18 protein-coding genes are annotated in these 15549 nt (G+C 31.3%); 9 read left to right on the top strand and 9 right to left on the bottom strand.

The genetic code is table 11. The features are described 5' to 3' along the window. Genes CW733_RS01515 through CW733_RS01500 form a run of 4 tightly spaced genes read left to right on the top strand, consistent with a single transcriptional unit; the run spans nt 1 to nt 3462 of the window. Nucleotides 1–1305 carry an AAA family ATPase gene (locus CW733_RS01515; protein WP_100995041.1) on the top strand — a complete coding sequence of 435 codons (1305 nt, stop codon included), beginning with the start codon at nt 1–3 and terminating at the stop codon, nt 1303–1305. After that, the gene (locus CW733_RS01510) at nt 1305–2534 is read left to right on the top strand and encodes a tetratricopeptide repeat protein (protein ID WP_100995039.1); all 1230 of its coding nucleotides are present in this window, start codon (nt 1305–1307) and stop codon (nt 2532–2534) included. The genes CW733_RS01515 and CW733_RS01510 overlap by 1 nt, the downstream gene beginning before the upstream one ends. Further along, nucleotides 2534–3151 carry a WbqC family protein gene (locus tag CW733_RS01505; protein ID WP_198520092.1) on the top strand — a complete coding sequence of 206 codons (618 nt, stop codon included), beginning with the start codon at nt 2534–2536 and terminating at the stop codon, nt 3149–3151. The genes CW733_RS01510 and CW733_RS01505 overlap by 1 nt, the downstream gene beginning before the upstream one ends. Further along, nucleotides 3151–3462 (top strand): DUF6122 family protein, encoded by a 312-nt coding sequence (locus tag CW733_RS01500; protein ID WP_100995035.1) that lies wholly within the window; start codon nt 3151–3153, stop codon nt 3460–3462. The genes CW733_RS01505 and CW733_RS01500 overlap by 1 nt, the downstream gene beginning before the upstream one ends. Before the next feature lie 44 nt (nt 3463–3506). On the opposite strand, the gene CW733_RS01495 is transcribed toward CW733_RS01500, so the two are convergent. From CW733_RS01495 to CW733_RS01460, 8 genes are all read right to left on the bottom strand, one after another. Beyond that, complete coding sequence (locus tag CW733_RS01495; RefSeq protein ID WP_100995034.1) at nt 3507–4532, bottom strand: endonuclease/exonuclease/phosphatase family protein; 1026 nt, start codon at nt 4530–4532, stop codon at nt 3507–3509. 1 nt (nt 4533) lies between these two features. Next, complete coding sequence (locus tag CW733_RS01490) at nt 4534–5418, bottom strand: rhomboid family intramembrane serine protease (RefSeq protein ID WP_100995032.1); 885 nt, start codon at nt 5416–5418, stop codon at nt 4534–4536. Next, nucleotides 5418–6173 carry a rhomboid family intramembrane serine protease gene (locus CW733_RS01485; protein WP_100995030.1) on the bottom strand — a complete coding sequence of 252 codons (756 nt, stop codon included), beginning with the start codon at nt 6171–6173 and terminating at the stop codon, nt 5418–5420. Before CW733_RS01485 ends, CW733_RS01490 begins: the two co-directional genes overlap by 1 nt. After that, nucleotides 6173–8029 (bottom strand): DNA mismatch repair endonuclease MutL, encoded by a 1857-nt coding sequence (gene mutL / locus CW733_RS01480; RefSeq protein WP_100995029.1) that lies wholly within the window; start codon nt 8027–8029, stop codon nt 6173–6175. Before mutL ends, CW733_RS01485 begins: the two co-directional genes overlap by 1 nt. A gap of 7 nt (nt 8030–8036) precedes the next feature. After that, on the bottom strand, nt 8037–8309 hold the full coding sequence (locus tag CW733_RS01475) for a riboflavin synthase subunit beta (protein ID WP_100995027.1): 273 nt from the start codon (nt 8307–8309) through the stop codon (nt 8037–8039). 5 nt (nt 8310–8314) lie between these two features. Further along, a complete protein-coding gene (locus CW733_RS01470; RefSeq protein WP_100995025.1) occupies nt 8315–8539 on the bottom strand; it encodes a hypothetical protein in 225 nt (74 codons plus the stop codon). 210 nt (nt 8540–8749) lie between these two features. Continuing rightward, nucleotides 8750–9232 (bottom strand): 6,7-dimethyl-8-ribityllumazine synthase, encoded by a 483-nt coding sequence (gene ribH / locus CW733_RS01465; RefSeq protein ID WP_100995023.1) that lies wholly within the window; start codon nt 9230–9232, stop codon nt 8750–8752. Nucleotides 9233–9257: 25 nt separating this feature from the next. Next, a complete protein-coding gene (locus CW733_RS01460) occupies nt 9258–10037 on the bottom strand; it encodes a tetratricopeptide repeat protein (RefSeq protein WP_100995021.1) in 780 nt (259 codons plus the stop codon). A 126-nt stretch (nt 10038–10163) separates the two neighbouring features. Between CW733_RS01460 and CW733_RS01455 the strand changes: the two genes are divergently transcribed. The 5 genes from CW733_RS01455 (at nt 10164) to CW733_RS01435 (ending at nt 12799) form a co-directional block, all read left to right on the top strand. After that, on the top strand, nt 10164–11243 hold the full coding sequence (locus CW733_RS01455; RefSeq protein ID WP_100995019.1) for a DNA replication/repair protein RecF: 1080 nt from the start codon (nt 10164–10166) through the stop codon (nt 11241–11243). A gap of 70 nt (nt 11244–11313) precedes the next feature. Further along, entirely contained in the window at nt 11314–11733 is a 420-nt protein-coding gene (locus CW733_RS01450; RefSeq protein WP_100995017.1) for a hypothetical protein, read from the top strand. Between the two features lie 46 nt (nt 11734–11779). Further along, entirely contained in the window at nt 11780–12076 is a 297-nt protein-coding gene (locus CW733_RS01445; RefSeq protein WP_100995015.1) for a DUF721 domain-containing protein, read from the top strand. A 233-nt stretch (nt 12077–12309) separates the two neighbouring features. Continuing rightward, nucleotides 12310–12501 carry a cold-shock protein gene (locus CW733_RS01440; RefSeq protein ID WP_055448295.1) on the top strand — a complete coding sequence of 64 codons (192 nt, stop codon included), beginning with the start codon at nt 12310–12312 and terminating at the stop codon, nt 12499–12501. A 151-nt stretch (nt 12502–12652) separates the two neighbouring features. Beyond that, nucleotides 12653–12799: a cold-shock protein gene (locus tag CW733_RS01435; RefSeq protein ID WP_100995013.1), complete on the top strand. Its 147-nt coding sequence runs from the start codon at nt 12653–12655 to the stop codon at nt 12797–12799. Nucleotides 12800–12942: 143 nt separating this feature from the next. On the opposite strand, the gene CW733_RS01430 is transcribed toward CW733_RS01435, so the two are convergent. Continuing rightward, complete coding sequence (locus tag CW733_RS01430) at nt 12943–15504, bottom strand: M4 family metallopeptidase (protein ID WP_100995012.1); 2562 nt, start codon at nt 15502–15504, stop codon at nt 12943–12945. Nucleotides 15505–15549: the final 45 nt, after the last annotated feature.

Here is a 15549-nt window from a genome sequence, read left to right as displayed (position 1 = left end):
ATGGATAATTCGCTACTAGAAAGCTTATTAAAAGCACTTGAGTTTTCTCCAGAAAATAACGAGTTACGTTTTCAAATTGCAAAGATTTATCTCAATAGTTTTAATTATACTGAAGCTGAAAAACATCTTATTTCTCTGTTAGACAAAGCTAATAAGAAAGAGTACAAGTATTTATTGGCTAAATGTTATTACAATCAAGAAAAATATAATTTAACCGAAGTTATACTAGAAGAACTTACAGAGAATAGCAATGACATAGACCATCTCGAATTGTATTGCAGCGCATTACTAAAGCTAGAAAATCATGCCGAAGCATTATCTATTTATCAAACGATTTTAGAAATAGATAATAGATATTATAATCCTGATTTCGAGTCGGTTTTTAAACTTGCAGTTACTAGTGAAGTTGACGATTTTATTGACGAAGATGCACTTTCCATGCTAAAAAAACCAGACGTTAATTTTAGCGATGTTGGTGGTATGGAAAATGTAAAAGAAGAAATAGATTTAAAAATTATAAAACCACTACTCCACAAAGATTTATATAAAGCTTACGGAAAAAAAATTGGAGGTGGTATTTTGCTTTACGGTCCTCCAGGTTGTGGAAAAACGCACATTGCAAGAGCAACAGCAGGAGAAATTGATGCCAATTTTATAAATATTGGTATTAATGATATATTAGATATGTGGTTGGGAAATTCAGAAAAGAACCTTCATGAAATTTTTGAAACTGCACGCGAAAATAAACCATGTGTTATTTTTATAGATGAAATTGATGCACTTGGAGCCAATAGAAACGACATTAATAAAACAGCAGGACGCACAGTAATAAACCAGTTTCTGTCTGAGTTAGATGGTATAGATTCAGATAACGATGGTATTCTTGTTTTAGGAGCCACAAATGCACCTTGGTATATAGATCCAGCCTTTAGAAGACCTGGCCGTTTTGATCGTATTATTTTTGTAGCGCCTCCAGATGAAAAAGCTAGAGAATCTATTTTTAAAATTCAGTTAGAAGGAAAACCAACGGAAGACATAGATTTAAAACAATTAGCTAAAAAAAGCAAAGAATATTCTGGTGCAGATATTAGCTCTAGTATTGATATTGCAATAGAACAAAAGTTGCTAGAATCTTTTAAAGATGGTATTCCAAAACCTCTAAAGACAAAAGATATTATTAAAGCTTTTGGTAAAATGAAACCTTCAACAAAAGAATGGTTTGGTTCTGCTAAAAACTATGCTCTATATTCTAACGATTCTGGATTGTACGACGACATTCTTACTTATTTGAAAATAAAAAAATAATGGAAAGCCCTAATCTACAAAGAGGTCTGCAGTTATTTGAGTTAGGACGATTTAAAGAGTCTATTCCATATTTTCAAAATGCTATAACAGAGAATGCCGAAGACTTTAATGCAAAATATTTTTTAGCACAATGCTACTTTCAGTTAGATAATATCGACAAAGCCTTTACTGTAATTACAGATTTAAGAAAAGACTATCCTAACGAAGCTGAGATATACTTTTTACTGTCACAAATTTATCTTCATGAAGATAAGCTTAAAGAGGCTAATGAAAATGTAGATAAAGCATTAGAAATTGATCCAGATGACGAAAATCATTTTGGACAGAAAGCTTATATTCTTATAAATAGTAAACAATTTGAAAGCGCTTTAGATTTTGCAAACGAAGGTTTAAGAATCAATTCTAAAAACACCTTTTGCTTAAACGCAAGAACAACTGCACTTACCAAATTAAACCGAAAAGATGAAGCTGCTTCATCAATAGAGAATCTTCTTAACGACAACCCAGAGAACGCTTACTCTCATGCTAATGTTGGTTGGTCTCATTTAGAAAGTAATAAGCCTAAGGAAGCTTTAAAACATTTCAAAGAGGCTTTAATGCTGGATCCTAATTTAGATTATGCTAGAAGTGGAATGCTTACTGCTATGAAATCTAAAAATAAAATTTACAATCTCTATTTAAGATATTCTTTTTGGATAAGTAACAAGTCGCAAAAAAACCAATATATTTTTATAATAGGTTTATATATTGCCTACCGCCTTTCTTTAAAATTATTATCGGCAAGCGGATTAACAATTATGGCAATTCCATTAATAATTGCTTATTTATTATTTGCATTAGGCAGTTGGATTATGGATCCTTTGTCTAATATGATTTTGATGTTCGATAAATTCGGAAAATACCTTTTAGATAAAAAAGACAAATTAAGCGGACAAATTATGTTTGGCCTTTTAATAAGTGCATTGCTATTTTTTGGAGTCTACTTTATTCTTAACGATCCGCTTTATGCACTAATTAGCGCTGCTTGTTTAGCTGCAATATTGCCTTTAACACGTGCTGCACTATCAGATACTGAAAAGTCTGAAATTATTAACTATATTTATGGAATAGCCATGATATTAATCGCCATTTTTGGAACATCTTTAGGTTTCGAATTTGGAACAGTTGCAACAGCTGTTGGTATTCTATTTATTGCCTACACTTGGTTAGGTAGCTTTTTAACAAAATAATGACAATATTACTCCATCCTACATATTTCCCAAGCATTGCAACTTTTGTTGCTATTATAAAAGCAGATGCTGTTGTTTTGGAAGTTTACGATAATTACCAAAAGCAAACCTATAGAAACCGTTGTTATGTTTATGCTGCAAATGGAAAATTACAATTAAGTGTTCCTGTTGTTTTTAGCCAGAAAAATAGACAAAAGTATAGCGAAGTTAAGATTGCCAACGATTACAAATGGCAAGACAATCATTTTAAATCTTTAGAATCGGCCTATAGAACCTCTCCTTTTTACGAGTATTATATAGATGAATTAAAACCACTTTTCGCACAAACGTTCGATACTATTTTAGATTTTAATCTAAAATGCTTTGAAGTCATTTGCGAATGCCTTCAGCTTGAAATAAATAGTTCTAAAACTAAACTTTTTGAAAAAGAACCCAAAGATTTAAAAGATTACAGAGGCTTAGTAAATGCTAAAAAAGAAAATATAATTACCTTAGAACCTTACACTCAAGTGTTTTATTCTAAACATGGCTATATTAATAATTTAAGCATATTAGATTTACTTTTTAACGAAGGACCTAATGCTATTAGTTATTTAGAATCTCAAAACATTCTATAATGATGCAACCATTCTTACATTATGGTATTCATTTTTTACTGCCTTTAGCAATAGCTTTATACTTTTTTAAATCACAGTGGAAAAAGGCTTACTTAATAATGATTTTGGGTATATTAATTGACTTAGATCACTTGTTAGCAAATCCTATATTTGAAGCCAATAGGTGTAGTATAAATTTTCATCCGCTACATAGTTATTACTTAATTCCTTTCTACTTGCTTTTAGTGTTTCCGAAAAAAACAAGATGGATAGGCTTAGGTTTATGTATTCATATTTTAGCAGATGCTGTAGATTGTTGGATGATGAGCTGATAACACTTAGCATTTAACAATAAAAATTGATAATTGTTTATTGATCACTGAACAAGACTAACCTTCGTCATTATAGGATAATGATCTGAATACTGGACATCGTAAGTTTTAAAACTATTTACTTTAAATGCAGGATCTGCAAATATAAAATCGATACGCATTGGAAAGAACTTAAAGTTATACGTTCTACCAAAACCATTTCCAGCTTCTTTAAACGTGTCTTTAAAATCTGCTCTAACCTGTTTATAAACATAAGAAAAAGCTGTGTTATTAAAGTCTCCACAGATAATTGTTTTATAACTACACTTGTTTTTGTGCTTTAAAAATAATTCGGATTGAAACTGTTGCATTTTAAAAGACTCTCCTACTCCATTAAATAGTTTCTCGGATTCTTTGGTCGTTAAATTTTCAACTTTTGGATCGATACGTAGTGACTGTAAGTGTAAATTATAAATTCTAATAGTGTCCTTATCTTTTACGATATCAATATAAATAGCATTGTTAAAAGTATTAGGAAATTCTACCGAACCAGAATTTATTATTGGATAATTTGAGAAAATGGCTTGTCCGTAATTTTTCTTTTTACCAAGTAGCTTTTCATATTTATACTTGTAAAAACCTAATTTAGTGCTTTCTCGTGGATGGTATTCTTGTAAAGAGAGAATATCTGGTCTTTCTTTTTTTATAAAACCAACTAGTTTTTCCTCGGCATCTTCATTAGGAATCCATTTATAGAGATTAAATAATCTCACGTTGTAATTCATAATAGAAATATTGTTTATATCCTCTATTGTTTTAGATTCAGAAAACTTATACAAAGAACCAAAAATAGAATACCCAATAGCTAAAATGAGTAACGATAATAAAAGTTGTTTTTTTATTTTAACTAGCCAATAAACAAAGAATAAGACATTTAAAAGTATTAAAATTGGCACACCTAAACCTAACACAGACAGGGCTGCAAACGTTTTTGGTGGTAGTAATGGTAAGATATAAGACAACAGTAAAATAAATGCCACAACAGAGTTGAAGAAGAACATTATTTTCTCGAAAAATTTTAATTTCCGCATTTTACTTTCCGGCTTTAAATAGATATTCTTTTTCTGCAGCAGAAAGACTTTCGTAACCGCTTTTACTTATTTTATCTAAAATAACATCTATTTTCTTTTGGTTATTAAACTCGCTAAACTCGCCTTTAGTATAACCACCAACTTTAGATTTATCTTTATAAACTGTTTTAAGGTTTCCTTTTTTCCTAGGTTTAAACCAACTAGTGATAGTAACTAATAATCGTTCAAAACCTTTTCCAATGTCATTTCCTTTTACTAATTGTTTAGTATAAATATATCCAAAAACAGCTCCTCCTAAATGAGATAATTCTCCTCCTGCATTTGCATAAGGTATTAAAGCTATAAATGAAATAAGATACAATACTGTTAGCACCCAAAGCTTAAGCTGAAACACACCGAACAAGTTTAATACATAGTTTGGAGATTTAGTGGTTGCACCAACCAAAACTGAAAAAACAGAAGCAGAAGCACCTAGTAATATCGCAGATTCATCTACCAAAGCAGGTAAGAGATTATACGAGACAACAAATACTAAACCACCTACTAAACCACCAACAAAGTAGTAGTTAATAAGTTGTTTTACAGAAAAGAAGGTTAAGAATATACGTCCGAAATAATACAAAGCAATCATGTTTCCTAAAAGATGCCAAAAACTAGTATGCATAAAAGCATAAGTAAGAAACGTCCAAGGTTTAAATATAAGTTGATTTAAATCTTCGGGTAGCGCTAAGTAATCTTGAAATAATAATAAATGTGATTTTGTTGCTAAAAAATAGACTGTATTTAAAAGTGCTACAACAGCAAAAACACCAATGTTTACGAAAATTATTTTTTCGTGAACAGACGCTAAATTATACTTGTATTTTAAATCTGAAAGCAAACTCATTAATTAGCTCTATTTTTTTTGATTAGTTGTTTCTTCCAATACCACATCATAATAAATCCTGTAATTGCGCCACCTATGTGTGCCATGTGCCCAACATTTGTAGAACCTACTAATGGCGTTCCTGTTAAAACTGCAGAAACAACATCTCCCGCTACATAAGCCATAACTAAATATTTAAGCTTAATAGGAATTGGAGGAAACATTAGCATAAACTCTACATTTGGAAACAAATAAGCCGTTGCAACAGCAACACCCATAACTGCACCAGAAGCGCCTAAACTAATTTTGTTAAAATTAGTAACTAAGTTTTTAAAAGAGTTCTCTGTTAATAATGACTCCCAAGCAGGATAATACTTTCCTTGACTTAGCGTAGACATTATATCTGTTTTGTTAAAACCTGAATTAGTTAATGTATTTATTGCCAATTCTATTTGTATATAATCTACTAAAACACTTAAAATTACTGCTCCTAAACCTGCAGAAAAATACAAAATTATAAACTTATTCTTTCCTATCGCCCTTTCTAACAACGTCCCAATAAAAATAAGCATTAGCATGTTAGACAATAAGTGCATGAAGTCTAAATGCATAAAAAGGTGTGTTACTACCTGCCAAATATGGAAATCGTTATTTAATGGATAATACATAACCATCCATTTGTTAAACAAGGTTGTATCTCCAAGCGTAATTGATGCTACAAAAAATATAACATTAATAATTACAATATGCTTTATTACTTCTGTTAACTTAATCATTACACAAACTTTTTATCCAACTCGTCTACAGTCATTGTTATAAATGTAGTTCTATTAGTTGGCGAAACATTAGGTTCCTTACATGCAAAAAGTGAATTCACTAAATGCTCTTGTTCCATAATTGTTAAGCTTTGTCCTGTTTTTATTGCTAAACTCTTAGCTAAAGACTTGGCAAGCAAATCTGTTGGACTAAAGTTACTATCTGGCACTTCGTTTTCGACATCATTAATAAGTTGCTCTAAAATAATAGACACCTCACTTTCTGGAACACTTACAGGCACTCCAGAGATTTCAACAAGTTCTCCTTTTATGGTCTGAAAAATGAAACCTGTGTGTTCTAAATCGGTTTTTAACTGATTAATAATCTCAATCTCTTGCGGTGAAAAATGAAGTTGCAATGGAAACAATAGTTGTTGACTCATTGCTTCTTTAATTGTCATATTCTTCAAGAAATCTTCATACAACACACGTTGGTGTGCACGATGTTGATCTATTAACAACATACCAGATTTTATAGTACTTACAATGTACTTATTATGAAACTGATACGTGCTTTGCTTCTTTTCTACTTGATTATCGTTATCAAAAATCGATTCGTTTTTAGCTGCACTCTCAAAATGTACTTCGCTAAAATCTTGCTGTGTTTGCGTGCCTTTAGATTCTAGACCTACATACAAACCTTCCCAATTTGAACTTGAAGGTTTTTTATAAGAACTACTAATTACAGGTCCACTATTACTAGATTGTTTTTCCTCTCTAAACGGATTAAAACTTCTATCGATTTCTACAGAAGGCTCTCCTTTTTGTTGATAGCTGTATGGTGTGTCTAAATTTGCATCGCGATCAAAATCTAAAACTGGTGCAATATTAAACTGTCCTAAACTGTGTTTTACTGCCGAACGTAAAATGGCATACAAAGTATGCTCATCGTCAAACTTAATTTCAGTTTTAGTAGGATGAATATTTATATCTATAGTTTGTGGATTTACCGTTAAATTTAAAAAGTAACTAGCGTGTGCTCCATCCTTTAAAAGCCCTTCAAACGCTGAGCCAATAGCATGATTTAAATAAGCACTTTTTATAAATCTATCGTTTACAAAAAAGAATTGCTCGCCTCTCGATTTCTTAGCAAATTCTGGTTTACCAACAAAACCTGAGATTTTTAACACTTCGGTATCTTCATCTACTGGAACTAGTTTTTCGTTTGTTTTTGTTCCAAAAATATTTACAATACGTTGTCTGTAATTACTTTCTGGAAGATTGAACGACTCACTTCCATTATGATACATAACAAATCCAATATTAGGATGCGCTAATGCTACACGATGAAATTCGTCTATAATATGACGTGTTTCTACAGTATTCGACTTTAAAAAATTACGTCTTGCAGGAATATTATAAAACAAATTCTTTACTGAAATCGACGTTCCTTTTGGTGTCACCACAACCTCTTGGCTGTTTACAGTACTCCCTTCAATTTCTATGCAAGTACCAACATCTTCGTTTTCTTGCTTTGTTTTTAATTCTACATGTGCAATCGCTGCAATACTTGCTAATGCTTCTCCTCGAAAACCTTTGGTATTAAGTTTAAAAAGATCGTCTGCTGTTCTAATTTTAGAAGTCGCATGACGCTCGAAACTTAGTCTCGCATCTGTAACGCTCATACCTTTACCATTATCGATAACTTGTACAAGTGTTTTTCCTGCGTCTTTTATAATAAGTTTTATTGTGGTTGCTCCAGCATCAATTGCGTTTTCCAGTAATTCTTTGACTACAGAAGCTGGTCGTTGTACAACTTCTCCTGCAGCAATTTGGTTTGCAACATGATCTGGTAATAATTGAATAATATCTGCCATTTACAGCTTAGAAAAATATAGTGAGATCGAAATCGATTATAAAAAGAAAAATAAGCACTAAAACCGAAATAATAATTAATACACGTCTATTAACTGCTTTGTCTGGTGAATTTTGAAATTCATCTACAGCTTTTACCAATCTATTTTTAACATTACCTGAAGCCTCTAAAGTAGAACGTTCGGCATCAAATTTACCTTTCATAGCAAACGGACTCCCTTCTCCTTTATAAAAACGTGGCTTATAATTATAACGCTTATTTTGTTTTAGTTTAAATCCCATAACAATTATAGTTTATATTCTAGATAGTACATGACTGCAATAATAATGCCTAATAATAAGATTAATAACGGTAAACCTACTTTACGTTTTCCTGCACCAGTTTTTCTAGTGCGTTTCCATTCTGAGGTTATCTCACTTTTAGTGTCAGATTCCGTTTTTACATTCTTGATTTCATCTTTAGAGAATCTAGAATTATAATTAAACGTTTTGTTTTTTCTTTTATTAAACACAGTGTTATTTTATACTATTGAAATACACTCAAAAGTACTGAAAATACAGAAGAAATTATATAATGAAATGCTAAAATTGTTAACAGATATATTTCTCGTAAATACGAGAAGAAGCAAAGTCTACTCCTATGTGCTTACATTTTATAAAAATAAAATCCTGAAATTAACAACTAAAACCGTGACTGAAAACTAAGTACCAACTACTTAGACTTACTTCTTACTAAGAACTGCCATTTTAATAGCAGCTACAGCAGCTTCTGTACCTTTGTTTCCATGAATACCACCAGAACGCTCGATACCTTGTTGTTCGTTATTATCTGTTAATACACAAAAAACCACTGGTGTATCATGAAGTACATTTAAGTCTTTTATACCCTGAGAAACGCCTTCGCAAACAAAATCGAAATGTTTAGTTTCACCTTGAATTACGCTTCCTATAGCAATAACAGTATCGACATTATATTGTTGCATTTTTTTACAACCGTAGATTAGCTCAAAGCTTCCAGGAACATTCCAACGTGTAATGTTCTCAGGTAATACGTTATGCTCGATTAGCGTTTCGTAGGCTCCTTTGTATAAGCCTTCGGTTATATTATCATTCCATTCTGAAACAACAATCCCAAACCGAAAATCTTTCGCGTTTGGGATTGATGCTTTATCGTATTCCGATAAATTATTATTTACTGTTGCCATGTTTATTTTTCGCTATAGCGATAAATTATTTGTTTGACATTGCTTGCGCTTTCCCAATAAACACTTCTACTGAAGAAGCTTCAGGTGCATTAGGATACGTGCTTTTAATAGTATTAAAATAACCTAAAGCTTCAGAAGCTTTTCCTAAATTTAAAGCAGTAATTCCAGCTTTATAGTAATATGTAGGAGCAGTTAATTCATTAGTTCTCATTTTTGCAGCTTGTAAGTAATACTTTAAAGCTTGCTCTGGCTGCTCTAATTGAATAAAAGCATCTCCAATAGATCCTTTTGCCATTGGTCCAGCAGCTTGATCTTCACTTTCAAATTTATCTAAATGCGTAATTGCATTTTTATAATCCTTTAAGTTTAAGTAAGCCATTCCAGCGTAATAGTTTGCTAAGTTAGAAGCAGGTGTTCCACTGTATTCTTTTATAATATCTAACATACCATATTTACCTTCGCTACCTTTTAGTGCAACGTTGTAAAGAGAATCGCTAGAAATACCATTAACAGCATCGTTAAATTGCTTTTGTGCATGGTACATTTCGTTCATTCCATCTGCATTTGCAGGTTCTTGAACAAATTTAGTATAAGCTAAGTAACTTAAAACCAAAGCAGCAACTACTCCAATAATAATGAAAATGTATTTCTGGTTAGCAGCCACAAAGTCTTCTGTCTTAGAAGCTGTCTCGTCTAAAGCATCAAATACTTCTGCAGTTGTTGAGTTCTCTCCCAAGTTCTCATCTATAACTTCCTTTTCTTTTTCTGTTTTTGGTTTGTAACCTCTTTTCTTATAAGTTGCCATGTATCGTTTTATTTATGCGTCGCAAAAATAAAATATTTCTTCATATATAAAAGCTTATTTATTTGTTATTTTGCAAACCACATATAATTGCAAAAATAACAGCTACTACATTTGTGAAAATAGTCTATGATTTTAAAATCACTTTCCTTAGTAAATTACAAAAATTTCGAGAGCAAATCTCTTACTTTCAACGACACCATAAATTGCTTTGTAGGCAACAATGGCGTAGGAAAAACGAACATTCTTGATGCTATTTACCACCTGTCTTTTGGTAAGAGTTATTTTAATCCTGTGGCTTCACAAAACATTAAACATGACGAAGAATTTTTTGTTGTAAATGGTGATTATAATAAGGCAAATAAATCTGAAAAGATTGTAGTTAGCCTAAAACGAGGACAAAAAAAGGTAATTAAACGCAACGGAAAGGCTTATAATAAGTTTAGCGAGCATATTGGCTTCTTACCTTTGGTAATAATTTCACCAGCAGATAGAGACCTAATTACAGAAGGTAGCGATACACGAAGAAAGTTTATAGACAGCGTAATTTCGCAAAGCGACAAAACCTATTTAGACGATTTAATTAAATACAATAAAACACTCGCACAACGTAACAGTTTACTAAAATATTTCGCACTTAATAATACTTTTAATATTGATACGTTAGAAGTATACAATAGCCAATTAACAGATTTTGGCACTAAAGTTTTTAATAAAAGAGAAGCCTTTTTAAAAACGTTTATTCCTATTTTTAAATCTAGATATCAAGCCATTAGTAATGGAAATGAATCTGTAGATTTAGCATACAAAAGTGATTTGTTTGACACAGATTTAAATACATTACTTATGCAAGTTATTAATAAAGATAAGATGATACAGTATACCAGTGTTGGTGTACATAAAGACGATTTAGTATTTAATATAGACAACCATCCTATTAAGAAGTTTGGAAGTCAAGGACAGCAAAAATCGTTCTTAATAGCTTTAAAGTTAGCACAATTCGATTTTATAAAGCAGCAAAGCGGTTTTAATCCTATATTATTGTTAGATGATATTTTCGATAAGCTAGATGAAGAACGCGTTACGCAAATAATAAAGTTGGTGGACGATGAAAACTTTGGTCAATTATTTATTAGCGACACACATGCTGAACGAACAGAAAAAGCTATAAAACAGGTGCATCAATCTTATGAGATATTTAAGTTGTAATCTGTAGTGTCATTGCAAGAAGTGACACAGGAACGACGTGGTAATCTTTTAATTATATAAAATTCACACTATGAAAAAAAGTATTTTTGTCTTATTAGTATCTATTATCGTTTTTAGCTGTTCTCAAAAACCAGAAACTTTAATAGAACATATTGAGGGTTATTGGGAAATTGAAAGTGTTTTATTATCTAATGGTGTAAAAAGAGAATACAAAGTAAACCAAACAATTGATTACATTTCTATTGGTGACAGTTTAAAAGGTTTCAGAAAAAAAATGAATCCTCGTTTTGATGGCAAATATGAAACATCAAAGGACTCTGAAACACTTCAGCTTAAAATAGAAAACGATAGTTTAAACTTGTATTATTCTACTGAGTTTTCTAATTGGAAAGAAACCGTTTTAATGGCAAATAAAAGTCAGTTAAAAATTATTAATCAAAATAACAATGTATATTTATACAAACGCTTTACTCCTATTATAGTAAAGTAAATTACTAATTTAATTAATGAGCCTTCCGATGTCTCGGAAGATAAATATGGCAAAAAGAAACAATAGCATATTAAATATTCAAGACGCTTTACAAGACTTTGTAGAAAGCAATAAACTAGAAAAAGGTTTAGATAAGGTTAATGTTCGCGATGCTTGGGCAAAATTAATGGGTAATGGTGTAAATAATTATACAACTGCTGTAGATATAAAAAACGAAACACTCTATGTACAATTAAGCTCAAGTACTTTAAGAGAGGAATTAAGCTATGGTAAAGATAAAATTGTAAAAATGCTTAATGAAGAATTAGGTAAAGATCTAATAAAAAAAATAGTACTAAGATAGTTTTACACCAAAGAAGTAACTAAAACTATTATTATATTTCACTACTTAACCTATTGAGCATTACCTATAACCAGTATCAATAATTTTAAAACATATTTGGTATCAATCTAGAGTTAAGAGAGATACATCTACAATTTTTAATATTATTAAATTGTAATCAAAAAAAATAAACACAGATTCTTTAATAAAAAATATTATATTTGTTACTTATTATAAATTAAATTTTTTTTAAAATGGCTCAAGGCACAGTAAAATTTTTCAATGATTCTAAAGGATTCGGTTTTATAACTGAAGATGGATCAGAAAGCGACCATTTCGTACACATTTCTGGATTAATCGACGAAGTTCGTGAAGGAGACGTAGTAGAATTTGACCTTCAAGAAGGTAAAAAAGGTATGAATGCAGTAAACGTAAAAGTAGTATAATTATATATTCAATTTACTTTATTACAAAAAAAGCTCACTATTTATTTAGTGAGTTTTTTTTTGCACCTATCTAAAGCAGGTTTAAACAAATAAGTAACATTAATTAATGTCATTATTTTTGTTTTCAATTAAATAATTAAAATTTATTACAATGAGTAAAGGCACAGTAAAATTCTTCAATAACACTAAAGGATTTGGTTTCATAACAGAAGAAGGTCTAGACAAAGACCATTTTTTACACATTTCAGGTTTAATTGATGAGATTCGCGAAGGCGATGAAGTTGAATTCGATCTATAAGAAGGTAAAAAAGAATTAAACGCAGTTAAAGTTATTTAATATATACTACAAACTTTTTTATTTTAGTTGAGTTCAGTTCAAAAAACAAAAAGCGCAACCAATGGTTGCGCTTTTGAGTTGTATATAAGTCCTGCTTACAATTATTATTGTTTCATTAATTTAATAACACTTTTCGCTTCATCTGAAGTAATAGTCATAAAATACAGACCAGAAGCAGCATTCGATAAATCGATTGCTTTCATTTCATTCATATTAAATAAATCTACAGTTTTAATAAAACGACCGTTAATGTCATTAATTTCGGCTTTTACTAAATTTATTTGTCCTATTTTTTTCAAATTAAAAGTCCCATTTGATGGATTAGGATATACTTTAATCATGTTACTTATAACATCAATTTCTGAAACAGATAATGCATAGTCACAGTTATAAACGTTTACCTCATCTAAATACCAACCTTCACGACCATTACAACCATCGGTTCCAAAATCGAAACTAAACTGTACAGTTCCATTAGCCGTTACACCTAAAGACGATAAGTCTACAACACTGGCTCCCCAACTTCCTTTATTAGAACCTGGATCTGTTCCTGTAAATGCAACTTGACCTTGCATAGGATTATCATTTCCGCCTCCATTTATCGCTCCATTATAGGCATTATTTATAAACGCAGAAGCTGGTAAAATAGTCCAATTAGCAGCACCATCTACCTTATATTTTACATTTCCACCATCCCAACTAATCTCTGTAGATACATAATGATTAAACGCTAATTCGTAAGTTCCTGTTGTAACATTAGGCATTGTAATTACTGGACTTACTAATTGTATAATTCCGTTTTGAAAATCTGCTTGGCAGTCACCACCATAAGTCTCTCCTATTGCAGCATTTACTGCATAAACACCATTACCTGCTCTATTATTTGGCAAACTTGTTTCCATTTCCCAATCTCTTGGTGTCCATGTTGCGCCAGTTGGTACTTGACTAAAAGTCCAACCATCTGTTCCTGTTTCCCAATCTTCAAAGAAGATAGGATTATTTATTCCTGCATCGCAAGTTGGTGGTACATCAGCTAGAATTGGTGAAAACCCACACTGTATTGGTTCTATACGGAGTTCTACAGCCAAAACCGCGTTTGTTACTTGCTGTATATCTGCAGCAGTAATAATTTCTCCAGAAGCTCCTGCTGGCATGCCAATTGTAGATAAACCTTCTAAATTTACACCTAGCAAATCATTAGCCGAAGTTTCTAATGCATTTGCTAGATCAATAAAATTACTAGTAGCAGTTAAATACAGACTCTGTGCTCTCCAAAAAACATGAGCAGCTTTAGTAAAACCAATTCCTACAATTACTTGTCCATTATAATTACCACCATCTACCATTAAAGCATAAGCGTGGTTAGGAACACCAGAGTTTACATGTACTCCTCCAGAATCACCATCACTACACCAATAATTTCCATCTGTAACTTTTCCAGGATGCCCATTACAAGTTGGATCCCAAAGGTCACGAATTGGTGCACTAAAAAATGACGCGTCTTCTCCCATTCTCCATCTATCTGAACTTTGGCAAGCAATTCTTAATGTATGGTCATCATCTGTATCTTCATAATTATTTAAAAGATCTATGGTTTCTCCCCAAATATCTGAGTAAGACTCATTGATTGCTCCAGATTGCCATGCATAAACTAAACCACTAGTATATTCTGTGTAAGCGTGTCCCCATTCATGTGCTATTACATCGTCTGCTGCTGTACCATCACGATAATTTGCAGTAGAACCATTCCAACTAGCATTTGCGACATTAGGATTGTTATTTATAGTTCGCATTTGTGCGTCTGCACCATCGTATGATGTGTAACCAAAAGTATTATTAAAAAAATGATAAACATGTCCAGAGGCTTCGACCTCATTACGTTGCCAAATATCTAAAGCACCAGGAAAAGCATCTCCTTCTTGCCAAATTACATTACTTGTATCTCCTTCAAAAACTATGCGATCTATAGCGTGTGCCATTCCTGTAAATTGTTCCACAATAGTTCCATTGTGAGCGTTTACAAACACAAATTCTCTAACATCATTTTCATTTCTTATTTCAACTTCGTAAACCAAATAATTAGCTCCTTTAAAACCTTGAACTAGTCCTTTTTGAAAAATATATAATTTTGTATCATGGACTAATAATGCAGCACCAGAATAATTAAGATCCTGGTTTTCTATAGTTTCTATAGCAATAGAATGTGCTTCAGTTTTTGCTATACTAGGTGCAGCATTCAACTTTATATCTGTAATATAATTACCATTTATTGCCGTTAAATTGTTTTCAGAATTAAAATGAAATAATAACTTACCATCGTAAACAGACACACCATTATAGTATTGATTTAATACAACACGTTGAAATCCTATATTATCAACCTCCTCTGTTTTTAATTTGAAAGTACTACTAACGTCTTCAATTTTATAAAGTTCCTTATTTTCATTTAAAAAACTGAACGCTTTTTCGGCAACAGAACTACCAATAAGATCTAAAGGATTATTGTTCGAGAATCTAATAAACTCTGGAACTTTAGAATCTTTGTTAATTGTAACCGAAGCATTTGTTTTTTGTTTAAAGTTTTCAATTGCTCTTTCTGTATTTTGCGCTTGAGAAAAAGTTGAAAATAAAAAACAGACTAAGAATAGACTTTTAATAGTTTTCATAATATTTTTTTTTAGTCTTGCTAAATTACTTGATTGTTAGGTACA

This window comes from Lacinutrix sp. Bg11-31 (genome assembly GCF_002831665.1).
Taxonomy (GTDB): Bacteria; Bacteroidota; Bacteroidia; order Flavobacteriales; family Flavobacteriaceae; genus Lacinutrix.
This window is presented reverse-complemented; position numbering and strand designations above follow the sequence as displayed.